Origin of the sequence: Staphylococcus cohnii subsp. cohnii, from assembly GCF_002902365.1 — a bacterium.
GTDB lineage: Bacteria > Bacillota > Bacilli > Staphylococcales > Staphylococcaceae > Staphylococcus > Staphylococcus cohnii.
The window spans coordinates 74,956-93,664 of the sequence record NZ_PPQC01000036.1 but is presented as its reverse complement, the minus strand read 5'-3'; the positions used below and the strand labels follow the sequence as shown (position 1 = coordinate 93,664).

Genomic DNA, 18,709 nt, shown 5'->3' with positions numbered 1-18,709 from the left:
GTGATAACTATTGGGATTTACAATGTATGACCCAAATATGAATAAATTACAATTTCCAGTTGGCGTAAAGCCACTGGATTTTTTTGTATCATCAATGGAAAAAGAAAGAAAAGAACAATCAATTGATGGTATACCGGGTGTTATAGATTATGGATTTAACTATAAACAACGTGAAGCATCACTAACATTCTTTTTACGTCATTATCATGGAGAACATGATTATTTTCTATTAGAAAGTGAATTAAATGCTTTTTTAGATAGTCATGAGTATTTTTATGTTGCTCGTAATGCTTTACCTTCAAGAGTTATAAAAGTAACTGTAGATGGTTCGTTTAAACCCGAACGTATTTTAGGAAGTATGTATGCACAACTTGAAGTTGATGCACGAGTAACAGGATTACCTTTTTGGCGTACGAAGTATGACACACAAGAAATACAGACAAGTGGTTATAGTGCAATTGTAGAGAAATATGGTATGGCCGATGGAATTAATGTAGAAAACGCAAATTATGATTTCACAGATAACACTTTCACCGTATGGAATGGTGGGAACGTCAGAATTGATCCTAGAAACATGGATTTGAGGATAACTGTTTTTAGTCCGGTCAGTAGTAATAATTTTACTTTAGAGAATATAACTACTGGTGAAAAATTCATTGTGAATAGAGATTTGAATCAACAAACAGTTGCGTTAGAAAACGCTAAGTTTTTATTAAACAACTTAAACAGACTGCGAGAATGTAATAGAAAATTCATATCTTTAGCTCCCGGCAAAAACGAGATAAAAATAAGTAACGGCACGTTTACAAAAGTTCAATTCAAATTTAATTTCCACTATAAATAAAGGAGTGACGACATGGGAAGAAAAAACATTGACGCAATGTGGGACAGAAAAAACTTAAAGAACATGAATGATAATTTTTACGAACTATTTCTAAACATGGGTGACCATGTGTCGTTAATTAGAAATTTAGTAGGTAGTACAGATAATGTTCTGCCAATACCGCCTAATGGCGAACCAATGAGAACTTATGCAGACTCTATAAACGACCCGTATTTCAATGGGTTAATGAGTTTGAAAACCTCTCCGGGATTAACTGTAAATAGAGATTCATCTTTTGAAATTAGCCCAGAAGGCTATTTTTTTTACACGATGAATGCTGTTAAAGATTTAGCGCCTAATAAAAAGATGTCTTTTATTGTATACACATCTGAAAACAATAGTAATTTTAAACTTGAATACAACTTTATTGATTCGAGTGGTAAAAGTATCGGGGGCATAACAGGTGTTGAAGAATCGGCACCCAACGTTTATTTAATAGAAGGTTTATCAATACCAGTAGGTACAAACAAGATTGATTTAAGGTTAGATAATAGAACGGGAAACACAACCGTACAAGTGGATAAATTAATCATTGTAGCAAGTGAACGAATGGGCTTATTTAATTTCAGTAGCACAGATATAAAAATAGATTTAGACGAACAGGTAAAAAAAGTAAATGACAAAATAGACAAATTAAATGAACAAGGTTTAACGATTGCTTATGAACAGCCGGAAGATTTTGAATTAAAAGATCATGTATTGAAATCAAATATATACACTGATGGTCGTGGTACTTTTGATACGGCATTAGATGTTGAAAGTTTTAAAAACACCAATGGAAAAACTTACTATGTTTCTGGTGATGGTTTAAATGCCAATGATGGCTTAAGTTCAGCCAGTCCTTTGGCCGATATATATACAGCAATGAATAAAAGTGATGTAGGAACTATTATGGTAGATGGTAGATTCATTTATAATAGAACAGCTTCAGGTAATGTTATCGGTTATCCAAATAAAGATATAAATATCATTGGTTATAATGGTAAACCTAAAATGGCAACTTCAAACACACTAAAATATACTAAAACACCGGATTATCAAAACGTTTATCAAGCGAGTAGAAATGGAACAATGAGAGTTATAAATATACATGAAAAAGATGAATATGGTGACCATTTAGAATTTACGAAAGTTGGAAGTATTGCAGAAGTAGATTCAACGCCTAACTCTTGGTACAGTGCTTCTGGTATTGTATATGTAAATCAAGATAACGGAGAAGTTAATGATGATGATATTCAATGTTTGCTTTCTACTGATTTAATAAGATTTAATGGTGATTTCAACGTTTATTTGGAAAACATTGAGCTACTAGGCGGCGCACGCAATATTAGATTTGAAACAACTAACGGTCGGCTAGTAATGAATAATGTTAAAGCCTCTTACTCAACGCAAAGTAATGGTAATGGGTTAGAAATGGTCGGTGGTAGTTACTGTATTTCTAAAGACTGTGAATTTTCAAAACAAATGATGGATGGTTTCAACTACCACAAATCATCAAATGGTGCGTTACCTTACTTCGTTGAGATTGACTGCATAGCTAGAGATAACGGTGTTATGAAAGGTACAAGTGGAAATCGTTCCGATAACGGTTCTACAGCTCATGATGGTATTAAAGGTATAAGAGTTAATGGTTTATACGCTAGAAATGATGGCGGTAATTTAGCAGATGTTAATACTGGAACGCAAACGTGGAATTTAGGTTGCATCGCTTTCGGTTCATATCAGGTATCTGATTTCCAAACAACTACTGGCGCACATCAATTCTTGGATAGTTGTGAAGGGTTTGGAAGCAATTATTCAGTTCAATCTGTAAACGCTGATGACAAAGTATATATAAGACGTGGACAATTCCAAAGTAAAAATATATCTGGAACAGAAACAACTTATTAACAATTTTTAAAGGCTAACTGTAAAAGTTAGTCTTTTTCTTTTGGGAAAGGAGAGTGAATAAATGTTTATTCGTGACTTAGAAGGCAATGAATATTTCTTGCAAGGTGTGCTTAAGCACGATCAAGAGTTAAACGGTGATGAACGTATTGATATCGAAATAGAATATACTGATATGAACAGTGAGTTTTTAAGTAAGCAAGATGACTTAAAGATGTGGATTATCCTATTTGAAGGTAAAGAATATCGCATTATTTCCAGTAAACAAACGGGATTTGGTGATAAGTATCGTATATCTGTCACTGCAGTGTTATATATGTTGGATTGGCTCAACTCTCACCGTGTATACGAACGAATTGACGCAAGTCTAACTGTAACAGAAGCATTTAATATTGTGTTTAATGATACACCTTTCACATATTCAACAGTTGAGGCTGCACCTAGTAATCGTTTTGAAGGTATTGGAGAAGGTGAAACACGTCTTGAAATATTCAAAACATTTATAGATAGATATGGTTATGAATTTAAAATAGTAGGTAATGTTGTCTATTTATATAACCAAATCGGTAATGATGCGAATTTTGAATATAGATATAAAGTGAATGCACAAAACATTGAAAAAGAAGTGGATGCTTCTGAGATGTGGACGTATGCACGAGGGTACGGAAACTATTCAGATGATGATTCAGATACAGATGTTGTTGAAAAAGCTAAATTGAAACGTGAATACACTTCTCCACTTGCTAAAATAATTGGTATAAGAGAAGCACCACCTATACGTGATGGTCGTGTTACTAAACAAGCAACTATGGACGCTAACCTTAAAAAGACAGTTGATGAAAGTGTGAAAGTATCCTTTACTGCTGATATTTACGATATGTCACAACAAGGTTATGACTACCAACATGCAGTATTAGGAGATAGGGTGTTCCTAGTCGATGAACGTATTGGATTAGACACTGAAATACGTGTAGTTAAAATAACACGAAACTTTAGTAGCACTGGTCAAATATTAGATTTAGAAATAACTTTCGGTTCCGGTAACATGGGTGATCGATACGGTAGCAACTTATCGACTGCTGCTAAAGATATAGCCGACTTGATACAAGGACGTAAGTCGCTACCATTCCAAGCACTTGATATTATCAGTAAATCAATGGTAACGAAAATTCAAAATACATCAAGTGAAATTATATATGATACAAACGGTCAACACTTCATGGATAAGAAGAATAATAACAACATCATGACTATGAACAGTAGTGGATTATTACTTTCTACTGATGGTGGTAAGACTGCCAAAACTGCAATCACAGCAGAAGGCATAGTGGCAGATACGATTACTACTGGTACGTTGAACGCTAACCTAATTAGTGTGCGTGGTGGAGACAACAGTAAATTTGTAGAAATAAAAAACGATGAAATGACATTGTTCGGTACTTTCAAACGTACATGGCAAAACAATACAACAACTAACAACGTATTCACTAGATTTAAAAACGGTCACTTAAGATTTAGGAACAACGATTTAAATCGTTCTATTTACTTTTCTGATTTTGGTATCTCCACATATCTTGATGGAGATAGTTCAGATGCTTCTGGTACATTAGAGTTCTTTGATTATACTTATAGTGGCGCACGTGGGGTCACGCTCAACTCAGGTTTAGGCGTAGTTGCTTTAAGGACAGATTCTAACAGAATATTGTTAGATTCACATGCAACTGTAAATATTGAAAGTAAAACATCAAGTCTCTACTTTAGACCAATGAGTGATAATAGAGTTGGGCGTAATGAGTTTAGAATGTGGGTTAAAGAAAATTCAGGAGCTAGTGATACTGATGGTATACTTTCTTACGGTTCGATTACATCAGGGTCAACATATGGTAGTAGTTTGCGTTTTGATAAATCATCTTCAACCAATTATGTTTATGCCACTAACAATAATGGTGATATTGGTTCTGGTGATTTTTATGCTAGAGACTTATACGGAATGTTAAAAGCTAAAGCAGATAATCAATATATTGGCGTTAATGGTGCATTGCGCATAACCGATATGAAAGGGTATAACGGTGGCAATGTTAATTACAAAGACTTGCAAGTCAAAGACATACAGGCAGGTTCTATTCGCACACATGATGGTAATTTCTATATCGGTGTATCAACTAATGAACTAAGAGTTACTAACAACCTTTTATATAACGGTGGAGATATTGGATATAAACCAGTAAGAGCGTCAGACTTTAATAACGCTTCTTTAGAAGAATACAAAGAGAATATAAATGAATGGAATTTCGACGCTTTAAGTGCAATTAATAATGAAACACAATTATATTCGTTCAATTACAAGTCAGACGAAAAGAAAGAAACAAAATACGGATTAGTTATCGGAGAAGGTTATAAAACACCTAGCGAATTAACGAGTGGAGATGGTGTGAATATATACGGAATGGCAACGTGGTCATTCAGAGCAATTCAGCAATTAACTAAACGAGTGGAGGAATTGGAAAATGGAACAAAATAATGTAGATGATAAAGATTTGAAAATAGCTTTTCAACAAAATGAAATGGCAAGATTACAAGATGTCGCTATGAATTTACAGGTAGAGTTAGAAAAACTAGCAAGAGAAAACCAAGAGTTGAAAGAGTCGCAACCCGAATAGGTTGTGGCTTTTTATTTTATAAAAAGTAGGTGAACGTATGAACGAAAACTTCACAATACACGATAAACTAGCCACCTTATCTTTGTTTGGGTTAGGTGTATTTGTAGATATACGAGGTGTCTATTGGCTCATAAGCCAAGAAAAGGTTATTAACGAAAGTGATTTCTACCGAGAGCTAAATGAAGTTATGCCTATTTGGATTTGGGGTTTGTTACTGCTTGTGTTCGGCACTTGTCTAATTCTATCAAGTCTATTGTTTGGTAAAAGGTCTATAAATAATTGTTCAAGCCATTTTATGTTAATAGGTGGGTTAGGAAGTGCCATCATACACTTCTTAATGGCTTCGGCCGCTGTGTATAATGCGCTTAATTGGCTAACGCCAGCACAGTTAATCGCTATCACAGCATGGCTTGGATTTGTCGGTTTCTTAGGTGGTTTGGGTATTTATGGACGAAAATAAATATGTACTAAGACACGAGTGGGAAAGATCAAGAGGTAAGCTAAATGAACGCATAAACGAAGTAGATAGCAAACACACAGACAATTTTAATAGTTTGTTGAATAAAGTAGATAGACAGACATTGCTGCAAGAGAAAGCATTCGAATCACAAGCTAGATCAGAAAAACACTTAGAAAAAATGAGCGAATCATTAGCAACAGTAGGGACTAGAGTTACTGATTTAGAATACGAAACAAAAAGTCATGAGAAAGAAATTAAAAATTTACAAGGAACTGTAGAAGCAGAAGCAAAAGGAAACAGAGAAGTAATTGGCTACTGGTTGGGATTTGCGGGTGTTGTATTAGTTCCTCTTATCTCTGTGGTAGCAAACATCTTCTTTAAATAAGTCGGCACTCATGTGTCGGCTTTTTATTATTCGCAACGATAGGTAAATACATTTCTCGATGCAACACAGGGCGTTTCTCAGCGTCTTATATTTGGAGGTTATTAAATGAAGAGTATAAACTGGAAAATTCGTTTTAAGAAAAAATCATTTTGGGTGGCTATCGTTTCGGCGATAGTCCTTTTTGTTAACAATATAACGCAAGCATTAGGATTAAACTATACAGAACAACTGGAACAATTTAGCGATGGTATTAATGGATTATTAGCTGTATTAGTCACATTCGGAGTAATAAACGATCCTACTACTAAAGGGATGAAAGACAGTGGCATTACACAGACTTACACAAAACCACGTGATGAAAATGTTGATCCAGTTGAGTATCAAAGTGAAGGAAACACATTCACACCTAAAGAATATGATACTAGAGAAGATTTTTCTGATGATAGTGATGAAATAGATTTTTATTCAACTTTAGCAGATGGTGGTCAACATCCAGACGATGCTAAACATTTAGAAGATGAAGAACAACCAGAAGATGATACTGATGAAGGTCTAGGACAAAGAGGTGTTGACAATGGCAAAAACTAAAAAACAAATTGAACAACGACTACAAGCCTACGCAAAAGGTACAGTGGATAGTCCATATCGTATTACAAAGCCTACGAGTTATGACCCATCATTTGGTGTTATGGAAGTTGGCGCCATTGACGCAGATCGTTACTACCATGCACAGTGCCAAGATTTAATTACTGATTATGTATTGTGGTTAACGGATAATAAAGTGAGACCGTGGGGAAATGCTAAAGACCAAATTAACCAAAGTTATGGAACAGGATTTAAGATTCACAAAAACATGCCATCTACAGTTGCTAAAACGGGTTGGATAGCAGTATTCACTACTGGCACTTATGCTCAATACGGACATATTGGGATTGTATATAGCCCAGGCGACACAAATAAATTCCATATTATCGAGCAAAATTGGAATGGCTGGGCAAATAAGAAACCTTTAACACGTTGGGACAATTATTATGGATTAACGCATTTTATCGAGGTTCCATACGCTAAAGAAGCGAGTACGACTAAGAAAACAACACCTAAAGCAGCTACAAGTAAACCAATTAAAAAGATTAGTGTTAGCCATAACAATATCAGTAGAATGAGTAGCTTTAGTAAACGTGGTCACAATCCTACTTCTATTACAATTCATAATGATGCAGGTCGAGCTAGTGCTAAAGATTATGAAAATAGTCTTAAGGGTGCAGACCAAAACAGATTGAATAATGGTATAGCTCATATCTACGCAGATTCAGGGCATATTTGGTATGCAATCGAGCCCGATAGGATTGCTTATCACGTTGGAGATGGAGTAGGTAAGAAATCAGGAAACTGGAACTCAGTAGGTATTGAAGTATGTCAATCAATGAGTGCATCAGATAAAGAGTTTATGGCTAATGAGCAAGTAGTATTGCAAGAGGTAGCTAGACTATTGAAGAAATATAATTTACCTGCAAACCGTAACACAGTGAAATTACATTTAGAATTTTCACCTACTAGTTGCCCTCACAGAAGTTTAACAATGAGAACAGGATTTAATCCAGTAACTCAAGGTAGACCATCAGAAGCTATTATTAAGAAACTTAAGGATATTTGGATTAAAGAAATCCGTGCTTATATGGAAGGTAAAACACCATCTATAAAAACAGTAGCTAATAAGCCAGGTTCAGCTTCTACACCAGCTACTAAAAGTAATAATGGCGGGTGGAAAGTTAATGCCTATAATACCTATTACAAATCAGAGCGCGCTTCATTCACTGTAGGCGGTACACGTATCGCAGTGAGAAGCACTGGACCATTTACAACATGTCCATTCACTGGCTGGCTTAATCCGGGTGTAACTATCACATATGACGAGTGCATGGTCCAAAACGGCTTCGTATGGTTGGGATATGATTCTTACAATGGCAGACGTTATGTACCAATTAGAACGGCGCAAGGAACACCAGGCACAAGCAATTATGTATTAGGACCATTATGGGGAACAATTAAATAACTTTCGTGGCGGGCTTTAGTCCGCCTTTTTACATAGAAATATGGTATAATTACTTTAAGGTGATTATATGAAAAAATATATAAAAGGGAATAATCATATTGATTTAACTAACCTCCCTACAAGAAAACATGGTAAAAGAATATATACAGATTGGAAAAATTGTTATAAAGAAAAAGTAGAATTTCAATATGACGATATCAATGATTTCTTTTATCTAACATTTGAAGAATACAATCCTAAAACAACACAAAACAAATTAAAATTGGAATACAACAACAACTCCATAACAACTTCCACCGGAAATCTAATAAATATTAAAATTAAGAATTTAATATATGGAAATCCATCTGATTACAAATATGAAGTTAATGATATTATTAATGGGTATAAAGTATTGGAAAAAATTAGAGTTGAAATTGGTGATTTAAATCAAAAAGGATATTTGATGTTATGTCTTACATACAATGAAACTTTTGAAATGTCTGAATACTATGTAAAAGCTGGATTTAAAAGTCCTTATGTAACGGGTAAAATAGCACACAAAGGAAATTGGCTTTATAGTGAAAAAGATATTTTAGAAGTGTTAGATAATCCAGAGGATGCAAAAAAATATACGAAAGGATCACATGCCAAAATAAAAACTGTATGCCCTAACTGTTTATATATCAAAATGTATACTGTGAACAAATTGGTAAATAGAGGTTTTTCTTGCATTAAATGTTCTAACCATATTTCTTATCCAGAAAAACTTATGATATCTTTGCTAGAGTTGAACAACATAGAATACGAGTTGCAAAAAGTTTTTGAAAAACTACCAAAGAAAAGATTTGATTTTCACTTACCAGAATATAATGCTGTTATTGAAATGCACGGGAAACAGCATTATGAAGAATTTAAGAATACTAGATGGGGTAAGTTAGAAAACATTCAACAGTCCGATCTAATAAAGAAAAACTTCTGTAATGAGCAGAAAATAGAGTATATTGAAGTAAACAGCAGTAAATCCGATATGGAATATATTATAAAAAATATAGAATCTACAAGTTTAAAAAACATTATAAGTAATTATAATAAGAAGAGTCTAAAAAAACAGATGAAAAAAATATCTAAATATGAAAACGTGAGAGAAATAATAAACGATTATAAAAATGGAAATACAATTAAAAATATAACTGAAAAGTATCATTTAAATTCTTCGACAAACACTGCAAATCTATTAATGAGGTTTGGAGTTTACGAAGAAAAACCTGCTTATAATTTAAAAAAAGTAATATGTTTAAATAACTTGAAAACATTCGATTCTTTAACCAAAGCATCTAAGTATGCTGGATTGAAGAGTTATAAAAAAAGTAATTCTATATCAAAAGTTTGCAAAGGAGAAAGAAATGTATCTGGAAAACATCCGGAAACAGGCGAACCTCTAAAGTGGATGTATTATGAGGATTACATTAACCAACAAGAAATGTTATAATAAATGTACCACGTAATCATACTAGGGTAGGCACTTATGTGCTTGCCCTGTTTTTTGTGGTATAATTTATTTACATGTATAATTCCTTTCTCAAATTTTTTATATCCACCACCTACACATGTCACTGGGTGGTTATTTTTTTACATAAATAAACCCACCAATTAAGGTGGGTCACGTGTCAAATATGTGTCAAAATGTTTCTATTTCGTTCTATTCCGTCCGAAAGTTAAAACGGCTAAATACTTTAGTTATGCGTTTTTTTCGGTCATCTTTTAAAATATACAAATACCCTTACTCAATGTTATAGGTGTACACATTAATGTTTGCACAATATAAAATTAATGTTACTATATACACATGGTGATAAATAAACCACACCTCGCTTTTTCGAACATATTACACACAAGCCGTCTCATAACGAGATGGCTTTTTATAGTTATTAAAGATAAATTTGATTAGGTGGTCGCATTGGTACTGATACCATTTTTGATACCATTTTATCTGAATACGTGTTTTTTATAAAATTTACTCCCCTCCAAAACGTTGATTTAAAGGCGTTTTAAAAATATAAAAAATACAAAACAACTTAAACTTAGTCGAAATGGAAGGTTCAATCGGCTAAAGTATTTATGACGAATAGTTTAGTTTTACAGTAAGTGATTAAATTTAAAAAACACGAGTGATATGATTTTGATACCCTTATATATGTGGGCATTCAAATATGTATCACTTCGTGTTTTTTTATTATAGTTGTTTTGAAAACGCTATTTTAATAGTTAGAAATGCGTTTATGTATTGTAAAACAAGGGAATTGATACATATCGTTTAAAATTTTATAGAATAAAAAAGGAGTTATGCTGATATGATTATAGCTATAATCATACTTTTATTTGCTTCATTCTTCTTTTCTGGTAGTGAAACAGCTTTAACTGCTGCAAATAGGATGAAAATACAAACTGAAGCTGAAAATGGAGATAAAAAGTCTGCTAAATTATCAAAACTACTTACTAAACCCAGTGAATTTATTACTACAATTTTAATTGGAAATAATATTGCGAATATTATTTTGCCTACATTAGTGACAGTATTAGCAGTGGATATTGGAATGAACGTTGGTGTAGCTACCGCAATTACCACGGTTGCTATTATCATTATTTCTGAAGTGATTCCAAAATCTGTTGCTGCAACTTATCCAGATCGCATGTCTAGATTGGTTTATACACCGATTTCATTTTTTGTCACAGTATTTAAACCAGTTACGAAATTGTTAAACTGGTTAACAGATATGATCAATAATTTACTTTCTAAAGGGCAAGAAGATCAACAACGATTATCAAAAGAAGAGATTAGACAGATGGTTACGATTGCAGGTAGTGAAGGTGCTTTCAATGAAATGGAACGAAATCGAATTCAAGGTGTTATGGATTTTGAACAATTAAAAATAACAAATATCGATACAACACCAAGGATTAATGTAACTGCATTTCCGGCTGATATATCTTATGAAGACGCGTACGATACTGTAGTGACGAATCCGTATACACGTTATCCAGTATATGATGGTGATATCGACCATATTATTGGCATCTTCCATTCAAAATATTTGCTAGCATGGAGTAAAGAAAAAGCAAACAATATTTTACAATATACTTCAGAACCTTTATTTGTGAATGAGCATAATAGAGCAGAATGGGTTCTGAGAAAAATGACTGTGTCACGTAAACATTTAGCAATTGTATTAGATGAATTTGGTGGGACAGATGCCATTGTTTCTCATGAGGACTTGATTGAAGAAATGCTAGGTATGGAAATTGAAGATGAGATGGACGAACAAGAGCAAGAGAAATTAGAAGCACAAATGCAAGCTTATAATAAAAAATAAAACTATAGTCATAAAATTTAAGTTATTGTTTTTAATGAAAGGAGTGTTTTACATGCACTTTTCATCAAAAGTAACCCAAATGTTGAATATCAAACTTCCTATTATTCAGGCAGGTATGGCAGGTAGTACAACGCCTGAATTAGTAGCATCTGTTAGTAATAGTGGAGGTCTTGGTACAATTGGGGCAGGATATTTTAATTCAGAGAAGTTAGATTCAGAAATAACATATATTCAAGAATTAACTGACTTACCTTTTGCAGTTAACTTATTTGTTCCAAGTGAGCAATTATATATTCCGGAAAATGTAGAACACATGAATGCATGGTTAAAACCCTATAGAAAAGCTTTGAATCTAGAAGAACCTGTGATTGATATTAGTGAAGAACAGCAATTTAATGAATCTGTAGATATGGTAATCGAAAAAGGGGTTCCTGTCGTTTCATTTACTTTTGGAATACCAAATCAAAATATTATTAAAAAATTGAAAGCGCGTCAGATTACTGTGATAGGAACAGCAACCTCAGTGGAAGAAGCGAAAGCTAATGAAAGTGCTGGAATGGATGCAATCATCGCTCAAGGTAGTGAAGCAGGTGGGCATAGAGGTTCTTTTACTGTAACTTCAGGTGATCACACACCATTAATTGGTACCATGTCATTGGTACCACAAATTGTAGATAATGTATCTATTCCAGTGATAGCAGCAGGTGGCATTATGGATGGACGTGGCGTTGTTGCAAGTATGGTGTTAGGTGCCGAAGCTGTACAAATGGGAACAGCTTTTTTAACTTCAGAAGAAAGTGGTGCTTCAGCTTTATATAAAAATGCAATACAGCAAAGTAAAGAAACAGATACTGTCATCACCAAAGTTTTTACAGGTAAACCAGCTAGAGGTATCGATAATGAATTTATACACAAGATGGAAGGTTATGATGATGACATTCCAGATTATCCTATACAAAACCAATTGACAAAAAATATTCGTAAAACCGCAGCTGACTTAGGTAATGAGCAATGGACACATCTATGGAGTGGACAAAGCCCTAGGTTATCACAACCTAGTTCAGCTTCTGAATTGATAGCTGATATCATACAAGAAACCAAACGCATACTTAACGAATAATAAACTTAAATTGTTTCATGAAAAGTTGCTATTTTTAATACGATAGCAACTTTTTTAATTTTTATGTTTCGTGTATCTACTCAGTAATCGTTGTTTTATCATAAACTTAACCGTTGAAACAATTGAAGAATATAATTTAATCTAGTGAATCTCATAAATCATCTATGGTATCATGTAACTGGTGATACTATGATAAATATTGGATTAACAGGTTGGGGAGACCATGATACTTTGTACGAAGATTTACAGCGTAAATCAGATAAGCTAATTACATATGCAAGTCATTTTCCCATCGTAGAATTAGATGCATCTTATTATGCGATACAACCTGAAAGAAATATTAGAAAATGGATAAGAGAGACGCCTGAGAGATTTCAATTTATAGTTAAAATTCATCAGGCATTAACACTTCATGCAGATTATCACGATTTTACAGAATCAAGACAAATACTTTTTGATCAGTTTATAGCGATGTTAACGCCATTAAAATCTGAACAAAAGTTAGCGATGGTACTAGTACAATTTCCGCCTTGGTTTGATTGCACGGTACAAAACATCAGATATATTCGATATGTACGAGAACAGCTGAAAACATTTCCTGTTTGTATAGAATTTAGACATCAATCCTGGTTTAGTAATCAGTTTAAGGAAGAAACATTAGCTTTTTTAACTGAACATGACATGATACACGCAGTATGTGATGAACCACAAGTTGGCCAAGGGTCAATCCCCCTAGTTAATCGTATTACAAATGAGACAGCATTTGTGCGCTATCATGGCAGAAATGAACATGGATGGACAAAAAAAGATATGACGGATGAAGCGTGGAGAGATGTAAGGTACTTGTACGATTATAATAAACAAGAACTTCAAGATTTAGCGCAAAAAGTGAAATTATTAGAACAAAAAGCTAAAAATATTTATGTCGTTTTTAATAATAACTCCGGTGGTCATGCTGCACAAAATGCTAAAACATACCAAACATTATTAGGCATTGATTATGAAGGCTTAGCACCACAACAATTAAAATTATTTTAGGAGCGGTCAGATATGTTAACAATAATCATTTTGATTTTAATTGGTGGTTTATCAGCCATATTGGGTTCACTTGTGGGCATTGGTGGCGGTATTATCATCGTCCCAACTTTAGTTTATTTGGGCGTAGAAAATGATTTACTACATGGTATCACACCTCAGATTGCCATAGGAACATCTTCATTAATATTAATCGTGACAGGACTATCATCAACATTAGGTTATTTAAAAACGAAACAAGTTGACGTCAAAAATGGTTCCATCTTTTTATTTGGATTATTGCCAGGTTCTTTGGTTGGGTCTATTTTAAGTCGTTTTTTAACTTTAGACTCTTTTAATTTATATTTTGGGATCTTTTTAATATTTGTAGCAATTTTGCTCATGATAAGAAATAATATTAAGCCGATGAAAATGTTTAATAAACCAAAGTATGCACGTACATATGTTGATGGTTATGGAAAGACACATCATTATAGTGTTCCGCCAGTTGTAGCATTTGTATCAACGTTATTTATAGGTGTTTTGACAGGATTGTTTGGTATTGGTGGCGGCGCATTAATGACACCTTTAATGTTAATTGTTTTCAGATTCCCACCACATGTCGCTGTCGGTACAAGCATGATGATGATATTCTTTTCTAGCGTGATGAGCTCTGTTGGGCATATTGCCCAAGGACATGTAGCTTGGGTTTATTCTATTGTATTAATCATCTCTAGCTATTTGGGTGCTAAAATAGGTGTGAAAGTAAATCAATCCATACAATCAAATACTGTCGTTATGTTATTAAGAACAGTTATGCTTATAATGGGACTATATTTAATCATTAAATCATTTTTATAAACTAAGAGGAGGGAACCAAGGTGAAATTAACTATTTATCATACAAATGATATCCATAGTCATTTGCATGCGTATGCTCGCATTTCCGAATATTTAGCTCAAGAGATACCAAAATTAAATCATCCCTCGCTCTATTTAGATATTGGAGACCATGTAGATCTATCTGCACCTGTTACAGAAGCTACTATGGGAATAAAAAATGTTGAACTATTAAATAAAGCACGATGTGATATAGCAACAATTGGTAATAACGAAGGTATGACCATTTCACATGATGCATTAAATACACTTTATGACAATGCAAAATTTGATGTAACCTGTGCAAATGTTTTTGACGAACAGGGTGACTTACCGCGCAATATCACATCATCAATCATTAAGGAAATTGAAGGTGTGAGCATCTTATTTGTTGCAGCAACTGCGCCATTCACACCATTTTATAGAGCGTTGGATTGGGTTGTTACCGATCCATTAGAAGCTATTAAAGACGAAATCAGTGCGAACGAAGGCGATTATGATTTATTGATTATTATGAGCCATGTAGGCGTGTTCTTTGATGAGAAATTATGCCAAGAAATTCCTGAAATAGATTTAATACTAGGGAGTCATACACATCATTATTTTGAAAATGGAGAAATGAATAATGGTGTATTAATGGCAGCTGCAGGTAAATATGGTCATTTTTTAGGTGAAGTGACATTGGAAATAGACCGTAATAGAGTGGTAGATAAGCAAGCGGTGATTTATCCAGTAGATACTTTACCTGAGGTTGAAACACATTTCGAAAGTGAAGGTAAAGCACTATTAAGCGATCCAATTATTAATCGACCAGTTGAATTACCAAGAAGAACAGATGTTATAACAAAGACTTCTTATATGTTAGCTGAAAGTGTATTTGAATTTACAAATGCTGATTGTACAATCATTAACGCAGGATTGATTGTAAAAGGTATCTCAGCGAATCAAATGACAGAGTTTGATATTCATCAAATGTTACCTCATCCTATCAATGCCGTTCGTATCCGTTTAAATGGTCTGGAATTAAAAAATATAATTATTAAAAGTCAAAAACAAGAATATCTACATGAACATGCACAAGGTTTAGGTTTTAGAGGAGATATTTTTGGTGGCTATATATTATATAATTTAGGATTAATAGAATCAGAATCAAGATATTTCATCAATGGAGAAGAAATTGAAGACGATAAAATTTATGTGTTAGGTACTGTTGATATGTATACATTTGGTCGTTATTTCCCATCGTTAAAAGAACAATCTATAGATTACTTAATGCCAGAATTTTTAAGAGATATTTACAAAGAAAAAATGCTCGAATATTAAAATATTACATTTTACGTTTTAATTTAATCCGATTTTCGTTATAATGATTACAGATTTGAAATCAGGAGGAATTGTGCGGTTATGGCTACTAAAAATGAAGAAATTTTACGTAAACCAGATTGGTTGAAAATAAAACTGAATACTAACGAAAACTACACTGGTCTTAAGAAAATGATGCGAGAAAAGAACTTACATACAGTGTGTGAAGAAGCAAAATGTCCAAACATACATGAGTGTTGGGGCGAACGTCGTACTGCTACATTTATGATTTTAGGCGCAGTTTGTACGCGTGCATGTCGTTTCTGTGCGGTTAAAACCGGATTGCCTAATGAGTTAGATTTAGATGAGCCAGAGCGTGTGGCAGAATCTGTTGAATTAATGAATTTAAAACATGTTGTTATAACAGCGGTTGCACGTGATGATTTAAGAGATGCTGGTTCAAATGTTTATGCTGAAACAGTCCGTAAAGTACGTGAGCGTAACCCTTACACTTCAATAGAAATATTACCATCTGATATGGGTGGTGACTTTGAAGCTTTAGAAACGTTAATGGCTTCAAAACCAGATATTTTAAACCATAATATTGAAACAGTTCGTCGTTTAACACCAAGAGTTCGTGCTAGAGCGACTTATGACCGTACTTTAGAATTTTTAAGACGTTCTAAAGAATTACAACCTGATATACCAACAAAATCTAGTTTAATGGTAGGACTAGGTGAAACTCACGAAGAAATTTATGAAACAATGGATGATTTGCGTGCGAATGACGTAGATATCTTGACTATTGGTCAATATTTGCAACCTTCACGTAAACACTTAAAAGTTGAAAAATACTATACACCTTTAGAATTTGGTAAATTAAGAAAAGTAGCAATGGATAAAGGTTTCAAACATTGCCAAGCTGGACCGCTTGTGAGAAGTTCTTATCATGCAGATGAGCAAGTAAACGAAGCGGCAAAAGAAAGACATCGTCTAGGTGAAGAAAAACTTAATACAGATTCTAATAGTTAAAATATAGATATTGTATTTAAAGACTTAGTTCAATTAGGGATATTAACGATGCGCGTTAACTCACTTTGGGCTAAGTCTTTTATTAGAAATAATAAAAATTGATTACTAACCTATTAAAGACAGACAATGTATGGTTAAATTGAGTAATGAAAATTAGATTAGGTGAGTATAATGATAAAAGTTAATAGTTTTTATTTTGAAATTATAGAAGATTATAGAGAATGTTTTGATGAAACATTATTTGCAAATCGTTACGCTGATATTTTAGATAAGTATGATTATATTGTGGGAGATTTTGGATATGATCAATTAAGATTAAAAGGATTCTATAAAGATTCGAATAAGAAAGCTGAATTAAGTAAGCGTTTTTCCACAATTCAAGATTATTTATTAGAATACTGCAACTTTGGGTGTCCGTATTTTATTCTCAGAAAAGTTCCAGAAAATGAAATTCAATCTCAAATTGAAACAGAAGATGAAAATACGTTAATATCATTTGAAGAAAATAAATTACAAGATGTTAAAATTCAACCAACGATTCAAGATACAGAATAATAAGTTGATGTAGATTTAGCGCCAGTTTAATATTAAAAAACAAGTTAGGCTGCTATTCAACCGAGGAGTTACGGGTGATGAATAGTAGCTTTTTTATAAATTTAGCAGATGCTAAATAAAAAAGGCTGATTATCGTAAATGACTCAGCCTTTTTCAATGACATTGTGTCTTATCATGTGCATCGATTTAATTAATAATATGACATAGAAATAATTTTTAACGAACTGTATTTTGGCCATTAATACTAATTTGAACTTGTGCGTTTGTCATAGCAATTATTGTATGACTTGATTGAGATATTCAGTGATTTCATTACCTTCATTTTCAGTTACACCTAAAATATAAGCAATGTATCCTTCTTCTTCTAAATCATCTGTACCAATAATGCCAAATTTATTTGTTTGCATGTTTAAAACAATTGTTTTTCCAAAGTGACGATCAGTTTGTATGAGCATTAAATCATAACGACTAAATTCTCCGACGAAACCTACAAATTGCACCTGTGATGATTCATCATCGTCATAAAGATACATATCTATCATAAAAACACCCTTTCATCATTGAGATATTAAAGTTTTATATCATTCGAATCATTCAATGAACTTAAAAAGTCTTAATTTACAGTATAACCATAAATGAATTCGACTGCAAAGGTGTGGTATGATGAGAATGATAGGGGTGACATAGATGTATTTTGTTAATAAAGAAAAGTTAGATAAAAAATTAAACTATTTACAACAATTAGTTAATGATTATCCAGATTATAGAGATAATCACTATGCATTTGAAAGAATTTCACAAATGTTGATTGAATCATCAGTAGATATTGGTAATATGATCATTGATGGCTTTATTTTGAGAGATCCAGGAAATTATAAAGATGTCATTGATATTTTAGAATTAGAAAATGTAATTTCTAAAGATACTCAAAATAATGTTAACCAAACTGTTGATGTCAGAAAGCAATTCGTTCATTTTTATGATGAACTTGATACGATTCAATTAAAACCACTTTTTGATAAAGCACTTGATTATTATCAACAATTTATCGATGAGGTAATACAATTTTTGAATAATGAAAATGTACCTATAACAGCATTTGGTCAAAAAGGAGAGAAGTAATTTTT

General features: G+C 33.1%; 18 protein-coding genes. 17 read left to right on the top strand and 1 reads right to left on the bottom strand.

The annotated features are described in order from the left end of the window. Window positions 1–10 precede the first annotated feature (10 nt). The 16 genes from CD032_RS06470 (at window position 11) to CD032_RS06400 (ending at window position 17,582) form a co-directional block, all read left to right on the top strand. A complete protein-coding gene (locus CD032_RS06470) occupies window positions 11–844 on the top strand; it encodes a phage tail domain-containing protein (RefSeq protein WP_231912214.1) in 834 nt (277 codons plus the stop codon). 12 nt (window positions 845–856) lie between these two features. Further along, window positions 857–2,773 (top strand): hypothetical protein, encoded by a 1,917-nt coding sequence (locus CD032_RS06465; RefSeq protein WP_103211284.1) that lies wholly within the window; start codon window positions 857–859, stop codon window positions 2,771–2,773. 61 nt (window positions 2,774–2,834) lie between these two features. After that, window positions 2,835–5,291 carry a phage tail spike protein gene (locus tag CD032_RS06460; RefSeq protein ID WP_103211283.1) on the top strand — a complete coding sequence of 819 codons (2,457 nt, stop codon included), beginning with the start codon at window positions 2,835–2,837 and terminating at the stop codon, window positions 5,289–5,291. Continuing rightward, the gene (locus tag CD032_RS13100; RefSeq protein ID WP_172459302.1) at window positions 5,278–5,430 is read left to right on the top strand and encodes a hypothetical protein; all 153 of its coding nucleotides are present in this window, start codon (window positions 5,278–5,280) and stop codon (window positions 5,428–5,430) included. Before CD032_RS06460 ends, CD032_RS13100 begins: the two co-directional genes overlap by 14 nt. A 37-nt stretch (window positions 5,431–5,467) precedes the next feature. Further along, window positions 5,468–5,890, top strand: coding sequence for a hypothetical protein (locus CD032_RS06455; RefSeq protein WP_103211282.1), 423 nt, complete (start codon window positions 5,468–5,470; stop codon window positions 5,888–5,890). After that, the gene (locus CD032_RS06450; RefSeq protein ID WP_103211281.1) at window positions 5,877–6,275 is read left to right on the top strand and encodes a hypothetical protein; all 399 of its coding nucleotides are present in this window, start codon (window positions 5,877–5,879) and stop codon (window positions 6,273–6,275) included. The genes CD032_RS06455 and CD032_RS06450 overlap by 14 nt, the downstream gene beginning before the upstream one ends. A 105-nt stretch (window positions 6,276–6,380) precedes the next feature. Then, window positions 6,381–6,863 carry a phage holin gene (locus CD032_RS06445; protein WP_103211280.1) on the top strand — a complete coding sequence of 161 codons (483 nt, stop codon included), beginning with the start codon at window positions 6,381–6,383 and terminating at the stop codon, window positions 6,861–6,863. Further along, window positions 6,850–8,328, top strand: a complete 1,479-nt coding sequence (locus tag CD032_RS06440) for an SH3 domain-containing protein (protein ID WP_103211279.1) — start codon at window positions 6,850–6,852, stop codon at window positions 8,326–8,328. The genes CD032_RS06445 and CD032_RS06440 overlap by 14 nt, the downstream gene beginning before the upstream one ends. Window positions 8,329–8,395: 67 nt before the next feature. Continuing rightward, window positions 8,396–9,799 (top strand): hypothetical protein, encoded by a 1,404-nt coding sequence (locus tag CD032_RS06435; protein ID WP_103211278.1) that lies wholly within the window; start codon window positions 8,396–8,398, stop codon window positions 9,797–9,799. 862 nt (window positions 9,800–10,661) lie between these two features. After that, window positions 10,662–11,681 carry a hemolysin family protein gene (locus CD032_RS06430; RefSeq protein ID WP_019469692.1) on the top strand — a complete coding sequence of 340 codons (1,020 nt, stop codon included), beginning with the start codon at window positions 10,662–10,664 and terminating at the stop codon, window positions 11,679–11,681. Window positions 11,682–11,733: 52 nt separating this feature from the next. Then, a complete protein-coding gene (locus CD032_RS06425) occupies window positions 11,734–12,801 on the top strand; it encodes an NAD(P)H-dependent flavin oxidoreductase (protein WP_040030172.1) in 1,068 nt (355 codons plus the stop codon). A gap of 189 nt (window positions 12,802–12,990) precedes the next feature. Then, complete coding sequence (locus tag CD032_RS06420) at window positions 12,991–13,839, top strand: DUF72 domain-containing protein (RefSeq protein WP_103211277.1); 849 nt, start codon at window positions 12,991–12,993, stop codon at window positions 13,837–13,839. Window positions 13,840–13,851: 12 nt separating this feature from the next. Continuing rightward, on the top strand, window positions 13,852–14,676 hold the full coding sequence (locus CD032_RS06415; RefSeq protein ID WP_019469689.1) for a sulfite exporter TauE/SafE family protein: 825 nt from the start codon (window positions 13,852–13,854) through the stop codon (window positions 14,674–14,676). A 20-nt stretch (window positions 14,677–14,696) separates the two neighbouring features. Next, window positions 14,697–16,016: a bifunctional metallophosphatase/5'-nucleotidase gene (locus CD032_RS06410; RefSeq protein WP_019469688.1), complete on the top strand. Its 1,320-nt coding sequence runs from the start codon at window positions 14,697–14,699 to the stop codon at window positions 16,014–16,016. 81 nt (window positions 16,017–16,097) lie between these two features. Next, window positions 16,098–17,027, top strand: a complete 930-nt coding sequence (gene lipA / locus CD032_RS06405) for a lipoyl synthase (protein ID WP_019469687.1) — start codon at window positions 16,098–16,100, stop codon at window positions 17,025–17,027. 171 nt (window positions 17,028–17,198) lie between these two features. Beyond that, window positions 17,199–17,582: a YutD family protein gene (locus tag CD032_RS06400; RefSeq protein ID WP_103211276.1), complete on the top strand. Its 384-nt coding sequence runs from the start codon at window positions 17,199–17,201 to the stop codon at window positions 17,580–17,582. Window positions 17,583–17,857: 275 nt separating this feature from the next. On the opposite strand, the gene CD032_RS06395 is transcribed toward CD032_RS06400, so the two are convergent. Continuing rightward, complete coding sequence (locus tag CD032_RS06395) at window positions 17,858–18,124, bottom strand: DUF3055 domain-containing protein (RefSeq protein ID WP_019469685.1); 267 nt, start codon at window positions 18,122–18,124, stop codon at window positions 17,858–17,860. 145 nt (window positions 18,125–18,269) lie between these two features. On the opposite strand from CD032_RS06395, the gene CD032_RS06390 reads away from it, so the two are divergent. Then, window positions 18,270–18,704 (top strand): DUF86 domain-containing protein, encoded by a 435-nt coding sequence (locus CD032_RS06390; protein ID WP_019469684.1) that lies wholly within the window; start codon window positions 18,270–18,272, stop codon window positions 18,702–18,704. Window positions 18,705–18,709 lie beyond the last annotated feature (5 nt).